Below are 22,093 nucleotides of genomic sequence, written 5' to 3' on the forward strand. Positions count from 1 at the left end.
AAGCTCATGGCGCTGACCACGCCCGAGGCGCTGCTGGCCGCCTCCGAGGAGCTGACCAGCCGCATCGCCCTGGTCCTGGCAGGCACCTCGGCCTTCGCGCTGGTGTGCCTGACCGTGCTGGCCGCCCACCTGGCCAGAAGGGGGCTGCGCCCGCTCGACAGGATCGTCGAGGCCGCCGCCCACATCGGCTCGGGCGACCTCGACCGCAGGATCGAGACCGCCCCGCCCGGCACCGAGGTCGGCAGGCTCGCTCACGCGCTCAACGCGATGCTGGTCCAGCTCGAGCGGGCCTTCAGGCAGCGCGAGGCCTCCGAGGAGCGGCTGCGCCGCTTCATCGCCGACGCCTCGCACGAGCTGCGCACCCCGATCGCGACCATCCGCGGCTACGCCGAGCTGTTCAGGCGGGGCGCCCACGACAGGCCCGAGGACCTGGCCAGGGCCATGCACAGGATCGAGGCCGAGTCGGCCAGGATGGGCCTGCTGGTGGAGGAGATGCTCCTGCTGGCCAGGCTCGACCAGGGCAGGCCGCTGGAGCGGGAGCCTGTCAGCCTGGTCTCGCTGGCCGCCGACGCGGTGGCCGACACCCGCGCGGTCGATCCGTCGCGCTCCATCACCCTCGAGTACGGCACGCCCGTCGTGGTGACGGGCGACCCCGCGAGGCTCAGGCAGGTCGTGGCCAACCTCCTCACCAACGTCCTGCACCACACCCCCGAGGGCACGGCGGCGAACGTGCGGGTGGCCGAGGAGGACGGCTTCGCGGTCCTCGAGGTCAGCGACGAGGGCCCGGGGCTGACCTCCGAGCAGGCCGAGCGCGTCTTCGAACGGTTCTACAGGGGCGACCACCGCCAGCCCGGGGCCCAGCGGGGCGGCGGCGCGGGGCTCGGCCTGTCGATCGTGGCCTCCGTCGTGGCCGCGCACGGGGGCCTGGCCACCGCCTCGTCGGCGCAGGACAAGGGCACCACGTTCACGGTCCGCATTCCGCTCGCTCGAGCGTGACCAGGCGCACGCCACCACCGGCGTGGACGGCCCGCACGATCTCGGCCCGCGGCAGCTCCGCGATCCCGACCGTCAGGTCGGCGCGCTCCTCGCACCAGCCGACGATCGCCTCGGGCCGCTCGACGGGCGCGGCGAAGTGGACGAGGCTGACGTACCAGATGTCGCGCGTCCAGCTCTCGAAGGCGCCCTTCTCCCCCAGCGCGTGGGCGAAGCGCTTCTGCAACGTGGCGAGCGTCTCGTTGGCAGGCGTGGCCCAGACCAGCACGCCGCCGTGGTGGCCGGCCACACCGCGCAGCTCAACCCTGACCGGCGGCAGCCCACGCATCGCCTCCTCCAGCGCCGCCCCGTAGACGCGCCGGTCGGTGACGTCCTCCCTGTACGGCTCCAGCGAGCGCAGCGTCACGTGCAGCACGTCGGCGCCATGGACCCAGTGCCCCGGCCCCACCACGGGCCTCAGCTCGCCGGCCAGCTCCACCAGCCTGTCGAGCACGGGACCCGAGGGACGCAGTACCGCCGCCGCGCCCCAGCGTCCGGCCCCCTCCACCGGAGGACGGTCGTAGGTGGCCCGTCCGTCGAGCAGCGCCGACCGGCCTCTCGCGAAGAACTCCCCGAATCGCGACATTCAGGGAGTATCGCGCAGCTCGCCCTCCAGGAGGCCCATCAGCACCATGTCGTGCCACTTGCCGTCCCTGCGGAAGGACTCGCGCGCCCTCCCCTCCTCGACGAAACCCACCTTCTCGTAGACGCGCCTGGCGCCGGTGTTCGCGTCGGCCACCCAGAGCGTGATGCGGTGCAGGCGCATCCTGTCGAAGCCGTACCTGCAGATCAGCCGGACGGCCTCGGTGCCGAAGCCACGGCCCCAGCAGTCCTTCTCTCCGAGGTAGACGTCGAGCTCGGCGTCGCCCGTCTCCGGTTCGGCGCCGCCCAGCCGCACCAGGCCGATCAGCCTGCCGTCCTCGAGGCTCTCCACGCCGAGCAGCACGTTGTCGTAGGAGTTGCGGTCGCGGGCCTCGCAGCGGGCCACGGTCTGGGCGAGCGTCTCGGGATAGCCGTCATCCATCCAGCGCATCACCTCGGGGTCGCTGTTCCAGCGCCAGAGCGTCTCGGCCTCGTGGGGCTCCATGGGACGCAGTCGGATGCGTGTGCCTCTGAGCATGGCCAGAAGGGGATCACCTCATGACAGAGGCCCGCAACCGAATTGATCGCGGGCCCCTGCGGGTGGCATCAGTCGACGACGGTGATGCGGTCGGTCGCGGGAGGTGCGACAGGGCTGTGCTTGCCCAGGTAGTCGACGAACGCGTCGATGTCCAGCGGGCCGCTCCACAGGTCGGTGCCGTTCTTGAGCTCGGCGAAGGCGTCACCGCCGCCGACGAGGAAGTTGTTCACCGCCACGCGGATCGACTGGGTGTCGGTCACCGCGACGCCGTCGATCTTCATGGCCGACACCTTGGAACCCCACGGGGCGCTCCTGCTGTAGGTGTAGGTGAAGTTCGACGAGGGCTGCAGGATCTTGGTGAACGCCTGGTTGTTGGGTCCGCCGACGAACTGCTGCTCGAGGACCGTCTTGAGCTGCGCACCGGTCAGCGTGATCACCTGGGTGAGGTTGTTGAACGGCTGGACGGTGAACGCCTCGCCGTACGTCACGACGCCGTCGCCCTCACCCGCGGGGGAGCCCGGGTGGGTGAGGGGCGCGCGCACGCCGCCTGGGTTCATGAACGCGATCTGCGCGTTGCCACCGGTCCTGGTCGCCTCGAGCTGGCTGTCGGCGATGAGGTTGCCGAGCGGCAGCTCGCCCGAGGGAGCGGCGGTGATGCCGATCTCCGCGGTGATCCTGCCGACCTGCTTGTTCGCGATGTCCGCGCTGCGGGCCTTCCACAGGGCCACCGAGTCGGCGACGGCCCTGTCCTCCGCCACGGTACGGGTGACGATGTGGTTGGCGGCCGCCACAGTCGAGCGGACGACGTCCCTGGTGCGCTTGTCGACCTGGAAGTCGATCTGGGTCAGCACGCGGCCGAAGGAGGAGCCCTGCGTGTAGTAGCGCGGCTGCCCTGCGGGGTCGGTCGTCTTGCACACGTAGGCCTGGTGCGAGTGGCCGCTGACGACCACGTCCACCTGCGGGTCGAGGCCGCTCGCGATCCGCGAGCCGTTGCCCGGAGTGACCGAGCAGGCGCTCGGGTCCTGGTTCGGGGTGACCTGGTCGCCCTCGTGGACCAGCACGACCTGGGCCTTGACGCCCTGGCGGGCCAGCAGCCTGGAGACCTTGTTGGCCGCGGCCACCTCTTCGGTGAACTTCAGGCCCTGGATGCCGGAGGAGGAGACGATCGTCGGGGTGGTGGCCGTCACCAGGCCGATGAAGCCCACCTTCACGCCGTTGACGCTCTTCACGAAGTACGGCGGCAGCGCGTACCTGTCGTTGCGCTCCTTCAGCACGTTCGCGCCGAGGAAGTCGAAGTCGGTGCCCTCCCACTCGCCGGCGGGCGAGCAGCCGTCGACGGGGTGGCAGCCGCCCTTCATCAGGCGCTGGAGCTCGGTGTAGCCCTCGTCGAACTCGTGGTTGCCCGCCGAGGAGGCCTTCAGCCCCATCTGGCCGAGCACGTCGAGCGTCGGCTCGTCGTGGTAGGCGGCTGAGATCAGCGGGGAGGCGCCGATGAGGTCGCCGGCCGCCACCACCATGGTGTTGCGGCCGGTGTGCTGCTTGAGGTGGGTGGCGAGGTAGGCGGCCCCGCCCGCGATGGAGTACTTGCCGCCGACGATGCCGGTCAGCTTGCCGTCGGCGTCGACCAGCGGCCCCTTGGGGTCGAGGATGCGGCTGGCGGACCCGCTCGGCGGCTCCAGGTTGCCGTGCAGGTCGTTGATCGTCAGCAGGCGGACGGGCACCGTCCGCTCGGGCCTGGCCGCGTCGGCAGGTCCCGCCACGAGCGTGACGCCGCCCATGGCGATGGCCCCCGCGAGAACGAGCGGGAGGAAGGAGCGAGAGGTCATGCCTGCAGACGTTACGGAACGAAGCTATGCGGCAGACGTCTGAAAGGTAACGATTCATCGGCCTCCCACATGGCGTTATTTGCCAGTCGGCAGCCTAGAGTTCGATCTATGACAGTGCGCGTGGTGGAGCGGGGACGGCTCGATGACAGGGAAACAGCCGACGTGCTGGACGTCGTCGAGGCGGCGACGGAGGCCGACGGGGCGCGTCCGCTCAACGAGCACGTGATGCTGCACCTGCGCTACGGCGGCGACGAGCGGGCCCGCTCGCTGCTGCTCTACTCCGGCGCCTCGCTGGCCGGCTACGCGCACGTGGACCCGACCGACGAGGTCGAGGGGCCCAGCGGCGAGCTGGTCGTCCACCCCGCGTTCCGTCGTCAGGGACTCGGCGCGACGCTGCTGCGGGCCGTACTGGAGGTCTCGGGAGGGCGGCTGCGGCTGTGGGCGCACGGCGACCACACGGGCGCGGCCGCGCTGGCGGCCTCCGCGGGCTTCGAGCGGATGCGCTCGCTGTGGCAGATGCGCCGCTCCCTGTTCGCGCCCCTGCCCGCCTCCTCCCTGCCCGAGGGGGTACGGCTGCGCACGTTCGTGCCGGGCCAGGACGAGGAGGCGTGGCTCAAGGTGAACGCCGCCGCCTTCGCCCACCACCCCGAGCAGGGCGGGTGGACCCTCGACGACGTGCGGCTGCGCGAGGGCGAGCCCTGGTTCGACCCCGAGGGGTTCTTCCTCGCCTATCGCGACGAGCGGCTGGTCGGCTTCCACTGGACGAAGATCCACGGATCCTCCTCCGAGGAGCACGGCCACGAGCCCCTCGGCGAGGTGTACGTCGTGGGGGTGGATCCCTCGCAGCAGGGCACCGGCCTGGGCAAGGCGCTCACCCTGGCCGGTCTTCGCCATCTGCGCTCGCGCGGCCTCGCCCAGGCGATGCTCTACGTGGACGAGGCCAACACGGCGGCGATCAGGCTGTACGAGTCCCTCGGTTTCAACCGGTGGGACGTCGACGTGATGTACGCGGCTACTCGATGAGCCAGTGGAGGATGTAGTACGACACAGCGGCCACCAGCGCCGCCGCGGGGATCGTGAGGATCCACGCGGTCACGATGTTGCCCGCCACGCCCCACCGCACGGCCGAGAGCCGCTTGGTGGCACCGACGCCCATGATGGCGCTGGTGATGGTGTGGGTGGTGGAGATGGGAGCGCCGAAGCCGATCGCCGCGACGTACAGGACGGTCGAGGCGGCGGCCTCGGCCGCGAAACCCTGCGGAGGGTCGAGGGCGATGATCCGCCGTCCCAGCGTGCGCATGATGCGCCAGCCACCGGCGTACGTTCCCAGCGAGATGGCACCGGCCGCGGCCAGGATCACCCACTGCGGAATCGGGTCGGCCGGCGCGGCGTAGCCGCCGACGACCAGCGCGAGGAAGATCACGCCCATCGTCTTCTGCGCGTCCTGCAGGCCGTGCCCGAGCGCCATCGCGGCGGCCGAGACGGTCTGCGCGTAGCGGAAGCCCCTGTTGGCCTTTCCTGGTTGCGCGTTGCGGAAGATCCAATAGATTGCGATCATGATCGTGGCGGCGAGCGAGAACCCGACCATCGGGGACAGGATCATCGGGATGACGACCTTCTCCAGCACGCCGTCCCAGTGCACCAGGCTGGCCGAGGCCAGCGCGGCACCCACCAGGCCGCCGATGAGCGCGTGGCTGGAGGAGGAGGGCAGACCGAAGTACCAGGTGACGAGGTTCCAGGTGATCGCGCCGATCAGCGCGGCCGCCACCACGACCAGGCCGTGGGTGCCCTCTGGCGCGTCGATGATCCCCTTGCCGACCGTCTGGGCGACCTGAGTGCCGAGATGGGCGCCGATGAAGTTCATCCCCGCGGCCAGGAAGAGCGCCGCGCGCGGGGTGAGCGCGCGGGTCGACACGGAGGTCGCGATGGCGTTCGCCGCGTCGTGGAAGCCGTTGGTGTAGTCGAAGACCAGTGACACGACCACCACGCCGATGACGAGGGCGAGCGTGAGGTCCACTTAGCTTTCCTTGACCGCGATCGACTCGACCGTGTTCGCCACGTGCTCGAAGGCGTCCGCGGCTTCCTCCAGGCGGTCGATGACCTCCTTCATCTTCATGACGGTGAGCGCGTCGTACTCACCACTGAAGAGCTTGGCCAGAAGCTTCCTGTAGACCTGGTCACCCTGGTTCTCCAGGCGGTTGACCTCGATCCAGTACTCGTTGAGGTTCTTCATCGAACGCAGGCGCGGCATGGCTTCGGCGGTCAGCTCGGCCGCCCGTTCCAACACCTCCACCTGCCTGACGACGTCCTTCGGCAGATGGTCGATCTGATACAGGACGATGAGGTCGGACGCCTCTTCCATGGCGTCCATCACATCGTCGAGGTTCGAGGCGAGGCGATAGATGTCCTCACGGTCAAAAGGCGTGATGAAGCTCTCGTTGAGCCGGTTCATGATCGCATGAGTGCGTTCGTCACCGGCGTGCTCGCAGGCGCGCATCTTCTCGGCCAGGGCTTCCCTGTCCGAACCGTCACTGATGATCTCCACCAGCAACCGCGATGCCGTGACCAGGTTGTTCGCTGAGTCGGCGAACAGGTCGTAGTAGCTGTCCTCACGAGGCGTGAGACGCAGGCGCACGTCGTTCTCCAGATGTGCGGGGATGGTCCGCAGAGAAGGGTACGGGTTACCAGCGGAAATGCGAACTTCATGGTGCGCACACCCACTCTTCTCCCTCTCGCTACCCCTCGTATGATCTGCGACACCGGGTTCGGGAGTACTTTGGAGGGTATTTTGCTCGTGGCCGCTTTGCCCTGGTTTGAGCGCCTGATAAGGGCGTTCAGATGAGCGTGCGGTGGAAGTTCTTGAAGCTGCGCGAGGGTGTGGGGCCGCGCTGGCCCTGGTAGCGCGAGCCGTACTTCGCCGAGCCGTACGGGTGCTCGGCGGGAGAGCTCAACCGGAACATGCACAGCTGCCCGATCTTCATCCCCGGCCACAGCTTGATCGGCAGCGTGGCCACATTGGACAGCTCCAGCGTCACGTGCCCGGAGAAGCCGGGGTCGATGAAGCCGGCCGTCGAGTGCGTCAGCAGACCCAGCCTGCCGAGAGAGCTCTTCCCCTCCAGCCGGCTCGCCAGGTCGTCAGGGAGCGTGATCACCTCGTAGGTGCTCGCGAGCACGAACTCGCCGGGGTGCAGAATGAAAGGCTCATCCCCCTCCGGCTCCACCTGACGGGTGAGGTCGGGCTGCTCCACGGCGGGATCGATGTGCGGGTAGCGGTGGTTCTCGAACACCCTGAAGAAGCGGTCGAGCCGCACGTCGATGCTGGACGGTTGGATCATTGCCTTGTCGAACGGGTCGAGACTGACACGGCCGGACTCGATTTCGGCGAGGATGTCTCGGTCAGAAAGCAGCACGGAGAGCAACTTACCGTGTGCGACAGCGAAGTCGGCTGGGGCGGGGTTGCTTGAGTGGGCGGGATTTCCGCTACAGTGGTGGGCGCGGCGATCGCCGATGCGGGTGTAGTTCAATGGCAGAACATCAGCTTCCCAAGCTGACAGCGCGGGTTCGATTCCCGTCACCCGCTCCAACTTCGAAGGCCCAGGTCAGGGATTGAACCCCGACCCGGGCCTTGATCGTTTCTAGGGTTGGTTGATCTTCGCGGGCCATTAGCGGGCCATTAGGTCTCGTCCTGCGAGAGCCTTGCCCTGTGGACGAGCACTGCTGTGAGTTGATGACCCGTCAAGTGACGTGGCGCTGCGACGATCACGAAGATCCGTTCGACTGCCTGGATGTCCTCATAAGGTTCGACGCCAGGTTCCGGGAGTACGGACTGATCATCCATGACGGTGGGACCTCGACCATCGGCATCGCCTTCTGCCCTTGGTGCGGGAGCCGCCTGCCCGTCTCTCAGCGTGATCGCTGGTTCGAGGAACTGGAGCAGCGCGGGATCGACCCATGGGGAGCCGAGATCCCCATTGAGTACGAAGACGGGCGTTGGCTGCACTCATGACCCGGTCAGCAGAGCGATTGGCTCTCGGCACCTTAGTCATCCCGTAGGCACCAGCGTTCCGGTCGCGCCGCCTTCCTCATCACTCTCAGGCTCTTCTAGCTGCCGATTGATCGCGTCCGTGATCGTCTGGTCGGCACCCCGTACAGCGTGCTGATAGATCATCGCGGCTCGTACGTTGTCGTGGCCCATGCGGGCCATCAGGTCCTTGAGCCCCGCACCGGACTCCGCGGCAAGCATGTTGCCGGTATGCCTCAGGTCGTGGAAGTGGAGACCGCTCAGGCCCATCTCGGCGACCACGTTGACCCAGCGGGTCCGGGTGTTGAAGCCGCTCCGGCGGATCGGGCCACCCTTCGCGCCGGGAAACATGAGCGCGGCCGGATCGTCCTTGACGTAGGTCTCCATGTGCTCCCGGAGGATGGGGACGATGCTCCGCGGGATGCCGACCGTGCGCCGACCGGCCTTGGACTTGGGCGGGCCGAGGACCAAGCCTCCGGCTGACCGCTCCACGAAGGCCACGCGGATGCGGACGGCGCATTCGTCGAGGTCGACGTCCATCCGGCGCAGCGCGCTGACCTCACCCCACCGCAGGCTCGCGAATGTGGCCAGCAGGACCATCGCGCGGTAGCGGCGATCCTGCGTGGAGTCGGCCCGGCCGTCCGTGCTCATCTTCCACAGCGCGCGTTCGGCCTCCGTGCGAGTGAGGAAGGTCTCAGGGTGCGTGCGCATCTCGCCGTGCCGTTGGAAGCGGAGCCGGTATGCCCGGTCCTTGATCTTGCGGACGTTGCCGATCGGTCGTCGACCCACCCGGTCGGCCAGCTCGTAGACCTGGGCAACGGTGAGTACCGGCCGTTCCTGCGCCTGCTCGTCACCTGCCCCGCGTATTCGGCATGGGTTGCGCGGGATGATCCGGTCGTCCTCGGCAGCCGTCATGAGCACGGCCCGCAGCAGCCGGTACGCCTTGGCCGCCATTCCGACCGAGACGCCCTTGCCGAGCTCGGCCCGCCACTGCCGAACGGTCGCGGTGGACAGCTTGCCGACCGCCACGCCATCCAGGTACGGGACTATGTGCTTCTTGAGGAGCCAGCGGTACAGGTCGACGGTTCGCGGTCGCAGGCCGGGACGCTGCGAAATCCACGTCTCGGCGTAATCCTTGAGCTTGACCTTGCTGCGCTCCGGATCGATCCACTCCCCCTTGATCATCTGAGCTTCGATCAGGGACAGCGCCCGCTCGGCGTCCGACTTGCGCTCGTAGGTCTCCGTGCCGGAGCGCATCTGCCCGTCAGGGCCGGGATAGCGGATCTGGAAGCGCCCGGACTCTCGCTTGCGGATGTTGCCGAAGTGCCGATGGTTGTCCTTGTTCGCCATCAGGCGGCCCTCCCGGTCGCGTCGAAGGTCGTCAGGGGCGCGACGGTGCCGGCGACGACGAAGGCGATCAGTGCTGACTCGCGGATGCGGACGTGCCGCCCGATCTTCACGAACTCGATGCGGCGTTCGGCGATCAGCCGGCGGACGAAACGTTCGGAGGTGTGGAGCAGTTCGGCCGCCTCAGGGACGGTGTGCAGATCGTCCACGGTCACTCCCCTCAAGCCGCTTCCGGAATTGCCGAAAGATCTTGACCGCTGGCTCTCGCTTCCAACTCGCGGAGATGAGCGCGCCACAGGTTGCGTTTCGCCACGGAGCGCAGGAGCCTGACGCCGAGAGGGTCGAGATCGGGATCTCCGGCCTTCACCGGCCGCCAGACGTAGCGGCGGACGTCGACCGGCTCGTCTGGCTGGCCGAGGGCTTCGAGGACCCAGGTACGGCGGTCCTGCTTGTGCTCGGCGAGCGTCTTGTTTCGACCACTTGCGGGAGACCAGCACGCGGCGACCGGCGTAGCCGAGGTGGTCAGGCTTGTGGGCCTTGGAACGGCACTGGCCAGGAGACATCCCCGCTTCGCACCCTTGGGCTGCACGCCGTACCGCAGCCAGTTCGGGCACGTCGGCGAACACGGCTCGTAGCGGAGGGCCGCGACGAAGCGGGCCGCGTGCTGCTGGTGAGCCTGACCGTCGAGGGACTCGCCGAGACTCTTGGTCAGGTACTTGCTCAGGTAGCGGATGCACTGGTCCGCGTCAGGCGTGCCCGCGAGGACGCCCTGAACGTCGACCTGTGCCCCGAAGCGGATCACGTGCAGGGGTTCGGCCTCGTCGTCCTGGTCGAGCGTGTCGAGAGCTTCGTCCCAGGTCGGCAGAACCTCACCGGTCGTCGGATCAAGGTAGCCCGCGTCCTCGTCCCAGACGGGCAGGTGATCGCCGTCGAAGGCGACGTGATCGGTCGACGGCCACCAGACCTGGTGATACGTGGCCGCTGCGATCTGCTTGATCTCAGCGCGGGGCAGCGTGCCCCGAATCGCCATGTGCAGGTGCGGAGCGAGGCGCTTCTGAGGCTCGACGCTCGCGAAGTACTGCACGTCATAGCCCGCGACGCGGCGGAGGTTCTGCACGAACCGGTCGACGAGCTTGGAGAAGTGCAACGCGTCTCGGGCCGCCCGGCGGTAGTCGTACGTGTCCGGGTCGATCGGGATGCCGTTCCTGACCTTGCCGTAGCTGGGCAGGGTGAGCGTGACGAACAGCGACGGCCGGTAGGTCTTGCCGTCCGAGCCGGTGAAGGTACGGCCGAGCGTGCTGTTCGCCATCTTGCGCTTGGGCAGGTCGGGGGCATCCTGCCGCCGCCTGGTCGAGCGGTTGCGCTTGGCAGCCGTACGGCCGAGCACGCTGCCCCGCATGCCCGACTCGTTGATCTCAGTGTCAAGCCCGGCGAGGATGGCGTCATGGTCGGCGGTGTCGTCGCCGGCCTTTTCGGCGGCATCCCGTTGGGCCTGGATGTCCGCGCGGAACTCGACGAGCCAGCGCTGCTCGTCGGTCGGCTCGTCACGTGTGATGACCGGCTCGTGGTCGAGGTGCCAGCCCTCTCGACACTGGGCCATGCGAAGCTGCCGGTTCCGCTTCGCGCACGGCGGGCACTTGCTCTCCATCGTCGCGCCGCATGGGACGTCGACGATCTCGCTCTTTCCAGTGATCGTGTCCAGTCGCCCGAGCGCCACGGGCCGGACACACACTCCGTTGATCTTGGCGATTTCCTCAGCGACGTCTCTTACGAGTGGCTGTGCCATGCGGACTGCCCGAGGGGCTGAACGCTCGGTCAACGGGGCTCCTCTCCGGTCTCGGGGAACGTGAGCGCGGACTGTCCGCAGTTGCGGCACTCGACGACGCCTCGCATCGGGTCGAGCCACAGCATGTTGAGCACCCCGCAGACGGAGCAGCGCAGCTCGTCGAGGAAGTGGGCCAGCGTCATCGAGCCTCCTCACAGTCGGCGACCATGGCCCGGATGTCCGCGTCGGAGACGTACGCGGCACGGACCCTGACGGGATCTGGGGTCGTTTCCAGCCGGACGTATCCGACGCCCGCGCCCGGAGCGGGAAGCGGTGAGATCTGATCGGCGAGCGCTCCCCTGTCGCGTGCGCCGTCGCCGAGAACCATGTCCACCTGTTCCGACTCGTCAAGTCGGAGCGCGATCTTGTCGGGGAACAGGTTGCGGATGTTCATGACCTCCTTGCGCGGATCCTGGAGGGCCGCCAGAACGCCCACACCGACCGCACGGCCCTGCGTGGTGAGAGTGGCCAGGGCAGCCGAGATGCGCTGCCTCAGCTGCCTGTCGTGCTGGTACGCCGTAAGGAAGGCCACTTCGTCGACGACGACCAGGAGGAAGGGGTCGTCGAGCGTCGGGGTGTGGGAGCGCTGAAGACCGGCGAAGCGTGCCGCGCGCTTCTGCATGACGCTGACCGCCTCGTCGAGCAGGTCGGCGCAGTCCCCCGGATCAGCGGCATATCGCGCGCCGAACAGTTCGCGGCCGAAGGACAGTTCCATGAGCTTCGGGTCCAGCGCCCAGATCTCGACCAATCCTGCGCGTACGGCGGGGAGCAGGCCCCGGATGGCCGACCAGATGATGGATCCCTTGCCGGCCCCTGTGGCTCCAGCGACCAGCACGTGTGTGCCGAGGAGACGCAGGAACCACGGCGTGCCGTCCTCCTGCTTGCCTATCTCGACGGGTCCGACGCCTGGGGTATCAGGGATCGGGAGCGCCGGTATGGGAGTCTCCAGCGGGTCGCGCCGCGGGAAGGTCAGGACGAGCCGACCGGAGCTGACGATGCTCACGCGGCAGGTACGTGCGCCGAAGCCGTGCGAGAGGTTGTCGGTTCTATCGGCCCAGTCCTTGACCGCCTGTCCATCGAGCATCTTCACGGTGATCCGGTCCGCCCACGCGTCAGAGATGACTTTGACGAGGCGCGGCAGATACTCCCGTCCACGGATGTGGCGGGCGAGCCTGGACACCGTCATGACCGGTTGCCAGTGGCGCCGGTAGATCCAGAACCATCGGGCGAAGGCCAGCAACCGCCAACCCACCCAGTGGGCGAACGTGGGCCGGTCGAGGAAGCCCCACGTCACCAGGCCGACGAGGACCGGAGTGACGAGAAGGAGAGCGACGCGCCAGCCGTACAGGACGTGCAGCATTACCGGAACGGCGACGACGACGGGGACGACCGGATGACGCCAGGCGAACCGGAATAGGCCCGTGACGAACCGAGCCGCGAAGATGACGAGCGTGATGATCGCGGGCGTCTGGACGACCGCGGGCTTGAAGACGACGGCGGTGTCGGGTGTGGTGGAGATGATGCGGTGCGGCTCGTCGCCGGGCATCTTCTTCAACATTAGGATCGGTGTCCTTCCAAGCATTCGCGTGTGTGGGAGATCCAGGGGCCGCCGGAATGCCACTTCCAGCGGCCCCATTTGTGTGTCAGGCAGCCTTGTTCGCCTGGGTGCCGTGAACGCCGCGGAACATTCGCTCCACCGTGAGCACGAACGACACGGCCTCGCGGGCCAGGGACCGGGCGAATTCGACGTCGTCGGCCGTGATGTGATCCCTGGCCGACGTGGTGACGAGGACCTGCGTGCCGCCAAGGTGCAGCTCCAGAACGGGCGTTCTCTGCTTGTAGGAGTGGCTCTCGGCTTGCGCGCCAGGAGCCGCCTTGAGGCTGATCACGCTCACCGCGTGAGCCTGGCGGCGGGCCATCAGGCGGCGTCCTTGGCACTCGCGGCGGGCTTGGCATGGACGCGCGGTGCGTGCATGTCCGCCGACTTGATCGAGTACGCCAACCGGCCGGCGGCGTTGACGTAGGGGGTCACCGTCATGCCGTCGAACTCGACCGGCGTGAACGGCATGCCGTTGGCCGGAGGCGGCGGAACCGGCTGAACCGGAGAGACGATCTTGACGGCCACGGTCTTCTGCGCCGCCTTCAGCGACGGGTCCGCGTCCATGACGGGGATCTGCCAGACGAGTTCACCCGTCTGCTTGTCCCGCGCCTGGACGACCCGATCACCCGAGGAGGCGTCGAAGTCCTTGACCATCTCGACCCCACCGACGGCGTAGCAGCCATATGGGAAGACGTGACCGAACTGGACAGGGATGGGTCCTTGCAGTGCCATGATGTGCTCCCGCTTGTCGTGTTGTCGACAACTCGTATTGTCGAGTGATTCGAGAGTAGCACATGAACTTATCAACTCGACAATACGAGTTCCAAGATCTTCGCGTGATGGGGTGGTCTACCCTCGACGGCATGGCTGCGAGCGACGCAAAACAGGTGAAGTCCGCTGGATTGACCTGGGTTAGCACCACCGGCGGCCCGCACATTCTGGTGCCGGAGTCCTCTTGCGAGCACTGGCGTGGCGTGCCCATGGACTATTCCGATGATGAGGGGGACTACGGCCGAGCCTGCGCTGTGGACGGCTATATCGGGTTGATCGACGTCGGGACGGTGCCAGCACTGGTCTTCGGGGACCATCCCGGCATGACTACGTATCTGCGATCGCAGAGAACACTTGTCCGCTGGATGGGGGCAGACTCGGAGGCCGAGCTCATAGGCGTCGCCATCGATGCGCTCGATTCACAGACAGTCCCATGGGATGAAGAGCTGCTGTGGGACGTGCATGAGCCGGTGATCCTCTTCGACTCCTCATGTGCTCACGAGCACATCGCAGCGGAGGACCACCTGCTGATCGATCTCGCACCAGGCAGCTACACCGTCCGCGCCGGGTATGTCGACCGTCCGGACGCGAGTGCGATCCTCGTGCAGTTCACTCCGACCGCAGATCGTCAGAGCGAGTAGGCGTCCTCCAACTCGTGGAGATCTCCCGGCAGCACCAGGTCCACGATCAGAACCGGGCGGCCACCACCGTTGAACACACTGGCCAGCACGCCCAGGACCGGAGCCGTCTTGCGTAGCCCCAGAAGCTTGGCCTCATCCGCCGAAGGGTGACGGGCGCTCAACCGCTCCGCGACGTGCTGAAGTTTGATCCCCTTGGCTGACTGAAGGTGTTGCCTGACGCCTACCGCCAGGGCCTCGTCATCGCCGAGATCAGTCCCCTCCGCCACCTCGGCGGGGCACCAGATCGTCACGAGATCAATCGGCCGCTCCGATTCGCGAAAGAGGACGCGCCGCCTCATCACCGGCGATTGTTCGGAGAGCCCAAGGAGCTTTGCCACGTGCGCAGGAGCGGGAACTGTTCCGGCGTCGATCGGAGATCCGTTCTCGTCGACTTCGGCACGATCGAGCACGGCGCGCCCTGGCCGAGTGTTCTGTTCTTCCGAGACGGGCGGAGCCGCCTTGACGAAGGATCCCTTGCCATGCTCGCGCTCGATAGTGCCTCGCAGTTGAAGCACCTGAAGCGCCCGTACGACGGTCGGCCGGCTCACGTTGAACTCGCGTACGAGCTGCGTTTCGGAAGGCAGCAAAGAGCCTGGAGGGTAAGTGCCGTCTGCGATTCTCTGTCTGATCGCCTGCACGATCTGGGCGTACTTCGGAGGCGCGAACTCTTCAGACGACATGACGACCACCCAACAACTCGACTTGTCGTGAAGTCTAGCGGTGTGGTCTCGTTCTGTCTGCCCCACAGGAAGGAGCCGGGGGAGACGACACCGACTGCGCGCAGCGCGCCTCCCGCGCTCTGAGACGCGGCGACACAGGACACCCGGAGTCGACCATGTCGCCGCGCCCGTCTATCGCGCCTGACCGGAGAGCAACGCAGCCCACACGGTGCGCGCTTCGCTGAGCGACCACCGAAAGGTCTCGTGGATCTCCGGCGCGCCGTCGAGCTGGAGCATCCGGCGGATGTACGCCACGCCGCCGGATTGGCAGAGTTCGTAGACCGTAGCCCGGCAGGTACATGTCCACGAGAGAACCCGCACGCGGCCTTCTCCTGGGTAGGGCTGCTGCCAGGCGAGGCGCATGTGATCGGCTTTCGCCATGGCGACGTGAGGACTGAGACAGTCAGCGAGGACGATCACGACTCCTCACCGGTCTTCCCCGTCCCGCGGCAACGCCAGCAGTCGGCAGGCTGCCGCCCACCGTAGACGTGAGCACCCGACCCCTCCGCCACCACCAGAGCCCGACGAAGGCTGACGTACTTCCAGCCCCGTCCCGAGCACGAATCACATTGCGCTGCCATGCGACGAGGATTTCCCGATCTCATGTCGCGTCTCGCCTGCGCTCATGTGCCGCTTGTGATCATGCCGTCTCGATCTGTCTCGTCTTTGTCTCCTCTCTGCCGCCTCCCGCGGTTAACCTGGGCGTACCAGGTCCCCCAGACCCCGAGGCGCGCTCATGGCGGAGCAGTCGATCACGCTCAAGACGCTGTTGTGCGAACGGCACTGGCAGACATACAGCACCTTCTGCAAGGAGTACGACAGGGCCGCCGCGAAAGTGGACCCGACCTTGCGTGGTGGTTACCCGAGCCGCGCGCAGCTCCACCGCTGGTTGTCCGGCGAGTTGAAGGGCCTGCCGTACTCAGATCACTGCCGGGTCCTGGAGGCGATGTTCCCGGGGCGTACCGCGAGCGAACTGTTCGCCGCGTACGCACCCGAGGTGCCCGCGCAACGGACGGCCCCCGAGCCGACGACGAGCGCGGGTTGCGCAGACGAGACAGGCCCCGGGCCGCAGATGGCCGATGTGTCCGCTGTCTTCAGCAGCCGGTCTGCTTTCTCCGCAGCCTTTCCGCCCTCGACGTTGTTCGACGGCGCGAAGGAGATCAGCGCGGCCGGGCTCTCGCTCAACGTGATCTGCCAGAGCTACCCGGATCACCAGCTCAAGCGACTGCTTGAGAGCGGCACCCGGATTCGCTGTCTCTTCCTCGACCCCGCCGGATCTGCGATCAAGGCGCGGGAGGACGAGGAGCGATACACGGACGGGACGCTGACCACACTCACTGCCCTCAACATCAGCATGCTGAGCCGTCTCAAGGCCCGGCTCACTCCGGAGGCTGCCGAGCGACTCGAACTCCACGTCTACGACGAGACGATTCGCTTCAACATCCTCATCGTCGACCACGCCACCTGCGTCGTTCAGCCCTACCTCCCGCAGGCCCGCGGAGTCGACTCCCCTACGCTCGTGATCACTGACAACACTGCCGCGGACGGGCTGTTCCCCGTCTTCGACCAGGTCTTCAACGAGATGTGGGAGCGGAGCAAATCCGTATGACCATCGACACCCGGACCCTCCTGCCCATCGCCGAACAAGCCGTCACCATCGCCAGCGAGATCGTCAGAACCAAGCTGCCCGGAACCGTCACCGTCAAGGGCGACCGCGACATGGCCACCGAAGTGGACTACGCAGTCGAGCAGGCCGTCCGGGAGTTCCTGGCGGTCGAGACGCCAGAGATCGGGTTCCTCGGCGAAGAGGACGGCGGCAGCCGGATCGGAGAGGGCCTGATGTGGGCACTCGACCCGGTCGACGGCACCGCGAACTTCCTGCACGGCATCCCGCTATGTGGAATCTCGCTGGGCCTGGTCGACAAGGACATGCCCGCGCTAGGCGTGATCGAGCTGCCCTTTCTCGGCTCCCGCTACACCGCCGCCATAGGGGACGGGGCCGAGGCCAACGGAACCCGGATCCGCGTCACAGACACCGGTGACCTCGACGCCGCGATCGTCGCGATAGGGGACTACGCGGTCGGGACTGATGCCGCAGCCAAGAACCGTCCTCGCTTCGCGCTCACTCACGAGCTGGCGGCCCGCGTGCAGCGAGTCCGCATGTTCGGCTCAGCAGCCGTCGACCTGGCCTGGGTCGCCGAAGGCAAGATCGACGCCAACATCATGCTCAGCAACAACCCGTGGGACACCGCCGCCGGCGTCCTCATCGCCCGCGAAGCCGGAGCAACGGTCGTCGACATGGACGGCAGCCCCCACACCATGAACTCCGAAGCCACCATCGCAGCCAGCCCGAAGATCCTTGCCGATCTCGTCGAACTCATCGCCGAAGCGCAAAAGGCCGCACGACTGAACGCGGGCATTGCCGAATAGTTCTTGTATGGATCAAGGGCGGCGCAAGCGCCGCCACGCGGCCCGAGCTTGCGGGCCGCACGCTGCGCGTGCGGCCTGGGGGCCGTTCTCGCGCGCGCCCCCCCACTCGGGCCGCGCGAGGACAAAGCCGTTCTATCCCACGTCGCCAGTTGGCGTCTCACGCCAGGCCTCCCAATGGAAGGCATCGCGCCAACCCGAGATGCGATACATCCACATCGTGAATGCCTGAGTCAACACTCGGATGTCTCGGCATGCGGTCTGGAAGTGAGCATCGGCGCCACCCTCGCGATGCTCCAACCGGTACGTTCCATCATCCTGACGGTAGGCCTGCATGTAGTACTCAGAGTTTTCCGCATCTGAACGTTCCAGGATGAGGAAACGATTCTTCGCCGACAACTCATTCAGGAGCTTGCGGATGTCCTCTGAAGTCGGGCCATCAATAGAGTCACCACGTTCATTGAGCGCGCGAACGGCTACCTTCACGGACAGAGAGTAATGCCTCCGGTGGGGGCTCTCCGGCTCCGGGATGATCGCCGCGCCGTACGCCAGGGCCGTAGATGGCTGAGGTGGAAGCCTGATCATCCCGCCCGCCATCAACCCGGGACAAGCCGAGCAGACCAGGGCCACGGATACCAGATCGTTCGTCCGTGGGGCGCTCCATCTGGTACCCGTGACCCTGGCCCGCTTCCCCTGCGGGGCGGGACGACGGCAGACGGGATGATCAAGCAGGGTGAGGGCTGGGCGTCGCGCGTGACAGACTGCCCTCGTGGTCGAGGATCGTTCGCCAGCGATTAATCACTGGCTTGCTGTGTGGGAGCTGAACAGCCTTTACGCACGCGACACCAGCCAAGGGGAGGGGCGCCGCGCGTGGGCCGAGGCGGCTATGTACGCCCTTGCCAGAGCAGAGGACGAGGGCGTGGACAAGGTCGACGCCGACGTCAGCCGGTTCCACCTACGGGCGAACGTGATCACCGATCTCGGCTCCAACGGAAATCCCCTGTGGGACCCTGACACGCTTGGAGTCGACATCCTTCAGGCCCTCCCCCTCAGCCGACAGCAAGCCGCGGCGTGGTCCGTCGCCTGGAGTGATCAGCCTCTACCGGAGATCTTGACTCTGCGCCGCTGCAAGAACCTTGTCAACACAGCCAAAGCCATTCGCGAGCACCTGACGGAACCGACAACCGCCCACGAGATTGACCAGTGGCTCATCCTTTGGAAGCAGCTTCCGTAAGTCGATGGAACCGCAGGACAACCTATGATCGTCGTGCAATTAGCGTGCAATTAGACGGGGTGACGAGGGGTCAACCACGGTCACTCAGGACCGGCTACCTGCTCAGCTCAGCGCCCTGACAAGCCCGGATCATTGCTGTTCCCAAGCTGACAGCGCGGGTTCGATTCCCGTCACCCGCTCCAACGAAGAAGAGCCAGGTCAGGAATGGTTTCCCGACCTGGCTTTTGATCTTTCTAGTCTTCCATTCGATCTTCCGTGCCCGTTACGTGCCCGATCCGTCTGGATCTTGGTCCTTCAGGGCCTCCTCCGCGAGCTTCCCGAGGGCGTCCGCGATGGCCCGGTCGCGCTCCATCGCGGTGTGCTGATAGATCAACGCGGCTCTCGTTGTCGAGTGACCCATTCGGGTCATCAGGTCCCGGAGGCTCGCCCCAGAGCGCGCGGCGAGATCGCGTGACCCAGCCTGGCAAGGTCCTGTACATCATCGTGTGCGCCGCCGGACCGGCCGCAGATGTCGGCCGCCTCGTCGCCTTGGCCCAGGACGACGGATGGACTGTCCAGATCATCGCCACCCCACCGGCACTCGACTTCATCGACGCGCCAGAGCTGGAGCAGCAGACCGGCCGTCCTGTACGTAGCCAGTACCGCAAGCCGTCCGAGCCCAAGTCGCCGCGAGCCGACGCGATCATCGTGGCCCCGCCACCTATAACACGATCAACAAGTTCGCCCAAGGCATCGCCGACACCTACGCCTTGGGCCTCCTGTCCGAGGCTCCTGGGCTGGGGATCCCGGTTGTGGTCCTGCCGTTCGTGAACAGCGCACGTGCCTCGCGAGCCCCGTTTCTGCGCAGCGTCGAAGACCTACGCGCCGAAGGGGTACGCGTCCTGTTCGGCCCCGGCCAGTTCGAGCCACACGCACCGAGCACGGGCGGGGAGCAGTTCGACACTTACCCGTGGAAACGCGCACTCAGCGAACTTGCCGAATTGGGCTCATAGGAATCAAGCGGCGGCGCGCCGCGCCGCCGTACCCCGGCCCTCTGCCGCCCGTCGGCCGGGCATGCGGCCTGGGGGCCGGTCCCGGCCGTCGGCGCCCTGGGCCGTCGCCGCACCGCGCGCCCGCCGCACCAAACCACCGCGCCGACCACCGGCACGCCGCCGCCCGACGTGTCACGCAGCCGCTCCGCCGTGATCAGATGGCTGAACCTCCGGAAGGCTGAACCCACATGACCAGATGGGCTCTACGCGCCCTCGCTGCCCCCGCAGCTCTGCTGACCTTGATGGTCACCGGCGCATCCGCCCCCCTCGACTCTTGGGTGTCGGAAGCGGCGTACGAAGCCGCCTGCCACCCGTACGAAACTGAACACAGCACGGAAGGAAACCAGCGCTACGCCAACGACACCTCCACACCCGTAGTGCCGCCCCGGCCTGAAACCAGAGTACGGAACATCGTTCTCTGCAAGACGATCAACCGTTGACCTGCGACCAGACGCTTTATGCCTCCGGCGGGGGCACTCCGGCTCCGGGATGACCACCGCAGGCGTTCTCATCGCCGCTGACCCGTTGGTGGCTGGGGTAGGGGCCTGCTCATTCCGTCTGCCGTCGACCCGGGACAAGCCGAGCAGACCAGGGGTATGGGGCCGAGATCGTTCGTCCAATGGGGCGCTCCACCTTGACCCCCTGGCCTTGCTCCGCTGCATTGCATGTGGGACGAGACAGACGGGAAGATCGGGCGGGGAGGAGCGTGTGCGTCCGCACGAATATGGCCACGACGTCGGGCCATTAGGGGGGCAATGGCGGTCACTCGCGGACACAGGCGGAACCCCTCTCGCGCAGGTCAACCCCCATAGCCTGGGCGATCATGACGATTTGCAAGCAGGAAGTCAGGAGTTCGAATCTCCTAGGTTCCACCTGGGAAGACTCTCCCTCGCCGATCACTGTGAGGCGAGGGTGAGTGACAAACTGCGTGACTACCGCGTCCGTGGTCACGCATCTGTCGCCTGTGGTGACCGCCGTCCTGAAGCGATCGTCCTCCGCGAGCCGCTCACCGTCCCCATGGTCGCGTGCTCGATGGCCTAGCCATGACACGCGAAGTGCAGCAAGCGAACAACCCCCTACCTGGGTGATGGGTATGTCAGCTTGGGAACCCGATTTTGTGCCCTGATCGGGGCCTTGCCCCCGCTCAGAAGTTGGACTCTGGGTCGCCACTGCTCACCGAAGCTGACCGCGGCGGATCGCACGCTGGTCGCACACGGTTGGCACTCCTGCGCCGGATCGGCTCCCGGGCGATGGTGAAGGGCGGCCGGCTTTCGCCCGGTGTCCTTGGTCGGGCCGGGAGCGAGGGGGCCCGTACGCTGGCCCGGCGGGTCGGGCAGGTTCCTTCCTGCCCGCAAGTGTCCGACCTGGGTCCCCTCGCTTCGGGACCCGGCGCGGCCGAGGTGGGTAAAGCAGGTCGCCCGGCTCCGACCTCGACTACTTCGTCCCGAAGCCACATCACCGGAGCGTCGACCTGACTCAGCAGGAGGTGGTCGTCTCGGCTAGGCAGGAATCGGTGCCCGGCCCGCCGTTAGCGGTATCGGTGCCCGGCCCGCCCAGGATCCGGTCGTTGCCGGCTTCGCCGTCGAGGGTGTCGTTGCCGGCGTCGCCGCTGATGTCGTCGGCGCCGTTGCCGCCGAAGACGGTGTCGTTGCCGGCACCGGCGGCGACCCGGTCGTTGCCCGCGAAGGGGAGGATGACGTCGTCGCCGCCCAGCGCGGTGATACGGTCGGCGAACGGTGACCCGCAGATGACATCGGCGCCCGAGGTGCCGATGATGGCCTGCCCCGAGGTGGCGGTGCGCCGGTCGATGGTGCAGCCCGGTCCGTCCTGGAGCGTCCCGTGGACACTGTTGGTGTTGAAGAAGCCGCTGCCGGTCTCTGCGGGGTTGTTGGTGAGGACTAGGCCCGTTGCCCCGTTTAGCGCGCGGGTTGCGCCCTGCGCCGACGCCACGTCGTCGTGAAGCAAGATCCGGTCGGAGAAGAGGTACGTGTCGTCGTGTGGCCCCGAGATCTGCGAGCGAACCGACTGAGCCGGGACGGGAGCACCGCGGAAGTCGTAGCTTGCGCTCTGCGTCGCGCTCATCCCTGCTTGGTCCATGAGCGCGTAGCCCTGGTAGGAGAACTCGACGGTGGAAAGCGAGGTCCCCGGCGGCGTATGCACGTTCAGCGAGAGCGTGCATTCCTTATCCGAGGCATCATCACCGGGTTCGATGAGCGTCTCGTATGCGCTGAATGTAACGGTGAACGCCTTCCCGTCGGGGCTGATCGCCGCCTCCCATGTCCCGGGCGGGCACCCGTTTCCGTTCGCACTGACGCTCGAGATGTATGCCTCGGCCGGGTTGGGGGCAGAGGATGTCGCGACCGCGGGCGTCATGACTGCTGCGGTGAGGACGGCGGCGGCGAATGTACCTGCGGCCAGCTTAGGGAGTGTGTTGCGCATGATGAATGGCATAGGGCATTC

The 22,093-nt window shown here is 67.0% G+C and carries 24 protein-coding genes and 1 tRNA gene; 8 read left to right on the top strand and 17 right to left on the bottom strand.

Annotated elements, in window-relative coordinates; genetic code table 11:
- Positions 1 to 6: 6 nt before the first annotated feature.
- Positions 7 to 996, top strand: coding sequence for a sensor histidine kinase (locus ABFX55_RS32625; RefSeq protein WP_346126497.1), 990 nt, complete (start codon positions 7 to 9; stop codon positions 994 to 996).
- Here the strand turns inward: ABFX55_RS32625 and ABFX55_RS32630 are convergent.
- The 3 genes from ABFX55_RS32630 to ABFX55_RS32640 all read right to left on the bottom strand — a co-directional run bounded on the left by ABFX55_RS32630 (position 965) and on the right by ABFX55_RS32640 (position 3,978).
- Positions 965 to 1,618, bottom strand: a complete 654-nt coding sequence (locus tag ABFX55_RS32630; RefSeq protein WP_346126498.1) for a 2'-5' RNA ligase family protein — start codon at positions 1,616 to 1,618, stop codon at positions 965 to 967. The genes ABFX55_RS32625 and ABFX55_RS32630 overlap by 32 nt on opposite strands.
- Entirely contained in the window at positions 1,619 to 2,152 is a 534-nt protein-coding gene (locus ABFX55_RS32635; RefSeq protein WP_346126499.1) for a GNAT family N-acetyltransferase, read from the bottom strand.
- A gap of 68 nt (positions 2,153 to 2,220) precedes the next feature.
- Complete coding sequence (locus tag ABFX55_RS32640) at positions 2,221 to 3,978, bottom strand: bifunctional metallophosphatase/5'-nucleotidase (protein ID WP_346126500.1); 1,758 nt, start codon at positions 3,976 to 3,978, stop codon at positions 2,221 to 2,223.
- Positions 3,979 to 4,086: 108 nt separating this feature from the next.
- Between ABFX55_RS32640 and mshD the strand changes: the two genes are divergently transcribed.
- Positions 4,087 to 5,001, top strand: coding sequence for a mycothiol synthase (mshD, locus tag ABFX55_RS32645; protein WP_346126501.1), 915 nt, complete (start codon positions 4,087 to 4,089; stop codon positions 4,999 to 5,001).
- Here the strand turns inward: mshD and ABFX55_RS32650 are convergent.
- The 3 genes from ABFX55_RS32650 to dcd form a co-directional block, all read right to left on the bottom strand.
- On the bottom strand, positions 4,991 to 5,995 hold the full coding sequence (locus tag ABFX55_RS32650; RefSeq protein ID WP_183651385.1) for an inorganic phosphate transporter: 1,005 nt from the start codon (positions 5,993 to 5,995) through the stop codon (positions 4,991 to 4,993). The two genes, mshD and ABFX55_RS32650, sit on opposite strands and share 11 nt — an antisense overlap.
- Complete coding sequence (locus tag ABFX55_RS32655; RefSeq protein WP_183651388.1) at positions 5,996 to 6,613, bottom strand: DUF47 domain-containing protein; 618 nt, start codon at positions 6,611 to 6,613, stop codon at positions 5,996 to 5,998.
- Between the two features lie 199 nt (positions 6,614 to 6,812).
- Positions 6,813 to 7,388, bottom strand: coding sequence for a dCTP deaminase (gene dcd, locus ABFX55_RS32660; RefSeq protein ID WP_183651391.1), 576 nt, complete (start codon positions 7,386 to 7,388; stop codon positions 6,813 to 6,815).
- Between the two features lie 99 nt (positions 7,389 to 7,487).
- On the opposite strand from dcd, the gene ABFX55_RS32665 reads away from it, so the two are divergent.
- Positions 7,488 to 7,561 (top strand) — tRNA-Gly (locus ABFX55_RS32665).
- Positions 7,562 to 7,681: 120 nt separating this feature from the next.
- Complete coding sequence (locus ABFX55_RS32670; RefSeq protein WP_346126502.1) at positions 7,682 to 7,984, top strand: DUF6980 family protein; 303 nt, start codon at positions 7,682 to 7,684, stop codon at positions 7,982 to 7,984.
- A 36-nt stretch (positions 7,985 to 8,020) separates the two neighbouring features.
- On the opposite strand, the gene ABFX55_RS32675 is transcribed toward ABFX55_RS32670, so the two are convergent.
- From ABFX55_RS32675 to ABFX55_RS32705, 7 genes are all read right to left on the bottom strand, one after another.
- On the bottom strand, positions 8,021 to 9,349 hold the full coding sequence (locus tag ABFX55_RS32675; protein ID WP_346126503.1) for a tyrosine-type recombinase/integrase: 1,329 nt from the start codon (positions 9,347 to 9,349) through the stop codon (positions 8,021 to 8,023).
- Positions 9,349 to 9,555, bottom strand: coding sequence for a helix-turn-helix domain-containing protein (locus ABFX55_RS32680; RefSeq protein WP_346126504.1), 207 nt, complete (start codon positions 9,553 to 9,555; stop codon positions 9,349 to 9,351). Before ABFX55_RS32680 ends, ABFX55_RS32675 begins: the two co-directional genes overlap by 1 nt.
- 11 nt (positions 9,556 to 9,566) lie before the next feature.
- Complete coding sequence (locus tag ABFX55_RS32685) at positions 9,567 to 11,132, bottom strand: replication initiator (protein ID WP_346126505.1); 1,566 nt, start codon at positions 11,130 to 11,132, stop codon at positions 9,567 to 9,569.
- A gap of 29 nt (positions 11,133 to 11,161) precedes the next feature.
- Positions 11,162 to 11,314, bottom strand: coding sequence for a hypothetical protein (locus tag ABFX55_RS32690; RefSeq protein ID WP_346126506.1), 153 nt, complete (start codon positions 11,312 to 11,314; stop codon positions 11,162 to 11,164).
- Entirely contained in the window at positions 11,311 to 12,729 is a 1,419-nt protein-coding gene (locus tag ABFX55_RS32695; RefSeq protein ID WP_346131337.1) for an FtsK/SpoIIIE domain-containing protein, read from the bottom strand. The genes ABFX55_RS32690 and ABFX55_RS32695 overlap by 4 nt, the downstream gene beginning before the upstream one ends.
- An 85-nt stretch (positions 12,730 to 12,814) precedes the next feature.
- Positions 12,815 to 13,066 (bottom strand): hypothetical protein, encoded by a 252-nt coding sequence (locus ABFX55_RS32700; protein WP_346126507.1) that lies wholly within the window; start codon positions 13,064 to 13,066, stop codon positions 12,815 to 12,817.
- Between the two features lie 23 nt (positions 13,067 to 13,089).
- Positions 13,090 to 13,503 carry a plasmid replication, integration and excision activator gene (locus ABFX55_RS32705; RefSeq protein ID WP_346126508.1) on the bottom strand — a complete coding sequence of 138 codons (414 nt, stop codon included), beginning with the start codon at positions 13,501 to 13,503 and terminating at the stop codon, positions 13,090 to 13,092.
- A gap of 131 nt (positions 13,504 to 13,634) precedes the next feature.
- Between ABFX55_RS32705 and ABFX55_RS32710 the strand changes: the two genes are divergently transcribed.
- Positions 13,635 to 14,183, top strand: a complete 549-nt coding sequence (locus tag ABFX55_RS32710) for an Imm21 family immunity protein (protein WP_346126509.1) — start codon at positions 13,635 to 13,637, stop codon at positions 14,181 to 14,183.
- Here ABFX55_RS32710 and ABFX55_RS32715 read toward each other — a convergent pair.
- Positions 14,171 to 14,902, bottom strand: a complete 732-nt coding sequence (locus ABFX55_RS32715) for a GntR family transcriptional regulator (RefSeq protein WP_346126510.1) — start codon at positions 14,900 to 14,902, stop codon at positions 14,171 to 14,173. The genes ABFX55_RS32710 and ABFX55_RS32715 overlap by 13 nt on opposite strands.
- Positions 14,903 to 15,073: 171 nt before the next feature.
- Positions 15,074 to 15,361, bottom strand: a complete 288-nt coding sequence (locus ABFX55_RS32720) for a hypothetical protein (protein ID WP_346126511.1) — start codon at positions 15,359 to 15,361, stop codon at positions 15,074 to 15,076.
- A 316-nt stretch (positions 15,362 to 15,677) separates the two neighbouring features.
- Here ABFX55_RS32720 and ABFX55_RS32725 point away from each other — a divergent pair, with 316 nt between their 5' ends.
- Complete coding sequence (locus ABFX55_RS32725) at positions 15,678 to 16,550, top strand: DUF5919 domain-containing protein (RefSeq protein ID WP_346126512.1); 873 nt, start codon at positions 15,678 to 15,680, stop codon at positions 16,548 to 16,550.
- On the top strand, positions 16,547 to 17,371 hold the full coding sequence (locus ABFX55_RS32730) for an inositol monophosphatase family protein (RefSeq protein ID WP_346126513.1): 825 nt from the start codon (positions 16,547 to 16,549) through the stop codon (positions 17,369 to 17,371). Before ABFX55_RS32725 ends, ABFX55_RS32730 begins: the two co-directional genes overlap by 4 nt.
- Before the next feature lie 132 nt (positions 17,372 to 17,503).
- Here ABFX55_RS32730 and ABFX55_RS32735 read toward each other — a convergent pair whose 3' ends face one another.
- Positions 17,504 to 17,854 (bottom strand): hypothetical protein, encoded by a 351-nt coding sequence (locus tag ABFX55_RS32735; RefSeq protein ID WP_346126514.1) that lies wholly within the window; start codon positions 17,852 to 17,854, stop codon positions 17,504 to 17,506.
- Between the two features lie 283 nt (positions 17,855 to 18,137).
- On the opposite strand from ABFX55_RS32735, the gene ABFX55_RS32740 reads away from it, so the two are divergent.
- Complete coding sequence (locus ABFX55_RS32740) at positions 18,138 to 18,602, top strand: hypothetical protein (RefSeq protein ID WP_346126515.1); 465 nt, start codon at positions 18,138 to 18,140, stop codon at positions 18,600 to 18,602.
- A gap of 2,507 nt (positions 18,603 to 21,109) precedes the next feature.
- Here the strand turns inward: ABFX55_RS32740 and ABFX55_RS32745 are convergent.
- Positions 21,110 to 22,084: a DUF4360 domain-containing protein gene (locus tag ABFX55_RS32745; protein WP_346126516.1), complete on the bottom strand. Its 975-nt coding sequence runs from the start codon at positions 22,082 to 22,084 to the stop codon at positions 21,110 to 21,112.
- Between the last annotated feature and the right edge of the window lie 9 nt (positions 22,085 to 22,093).

Origin of the sequence: Nonomuraea roseola, assembly GCF_039535395.1 — a bacterium.
In the GTDB taxonomy this organism is placed as follows: Bacteria; Actinomycetota; Actinomycetes; order Streptosporangiales; family Streptosporangiaceae; genus Nonomuraea; species Nonomuraea roseola.

Bases quoted from the DNA above. Each gene is read 5' to 3' on its own strand.
- ABFX55_RS32640 (WP_346126500.1), bottom strand. From the start codon at position 3,978: ATGACCTCTCGCTCCTTCCTCCCGCTCGTTCTCGCGGGGGCCATCGCC.
- ABFX55_RS32635 (WP_346126499.1), bottom strand. From the start codon at position 2,152: ATGCTCAGAGGCACACGCATCCGACTGCGTCCCATGGAGCCCCACGAG.
- ABFX55_RS32690 (WP_346126506.1), bottom strand. From the start codon at position 11,314: ATGACGCTGGCCCACTTCCTCGACGAGCTGCGCTGCTCCGTCTGCGGG.
- ABFX55_RS32630 (WP_346126498.1), bottom strand. From the start codon at position 1,618: ATGTCGCGATTCGGGGAGTTCTTCGCGAGAGGCCGGTCGGCGCTGCTC.
- ABFX55_RS32745 (WP_346126516.1), bottom strand. From the start codon at position 22,084: ATGCCATTCATCATGCGCAACACACTCCCTAAGCTGGCCGCAGGTACA.
- ABFX55_RS32730 (WP_346126513.1), top strand. From the start codon at position 16,547: ATGACCATCGACACCCGGACCCTCCTGCCCATCGCCGAACAAGCCGTC.
- ABFX55_RS32675 (WP_346126503.1), bottom strand. From the start codon at position 9,349: ATGGCGAACAAGGACAACCATCGGCACTTCGGCAACATCCGCAAGCGA.
- ABFX55_RS32710 (WP_346126509.1), top strand. From the start codon at position 13,635: ATGGCTGCGAGCGACGCAAAACAGGTGAAGTCCGCTGGATTGACCTGG.
- ABFX55_RS32625 (WP_346126497.1), top strand. From the start codon at position 7: ATGGCGCTGACCACGCCCGAGGCGCTGCTGGCCGCCTCCGAGGAGCTG.
- ABFX55_RS32705 (WP_346126508.1), bottom strand. From the start codon at position 13,503: ATGGCACTGCAAGGACCCATCCCTGTCCAGTTCGGTCACGTCTTCCCA.
- ABFX55_RS32725 (WP_346126512.1), top strand. From the start codon at position 15,678: ATGGCGGAGCAGTCGATCACGCTCAAGACGCTGTTGTGCGAACGGCAC.
- ABFX55_RS32715 (WP_346126510.1), bottom strand. From the start codon at position 14,902: ATGTCGTCTGAAGAGTTCGCGCCTCCGAAGTACGCCCAGATCGTGCAG.
- ABFX55_RS32685 (WP_346126505.1), bottom strand. From the start codon at position 11,132: ATGGCACAGCCACTCGTAAGAGACGTCGCTGAGGAAATCGCCAAGATC.
- mshD (WP_346126501.1), top strand. From the start codon at position 4,087: ATGACAGTGCGCGTGGTGGAGCGGGGACGGCTCGATGACAGGGAAACA.
- ABFX55_RS32695 (WP_346131337.1), bottom strand. From the start codon at position 12,729: ATGTTGAAGAAGATGCCCGGCGACGAGCCGCACCGCATCATCTCCACC.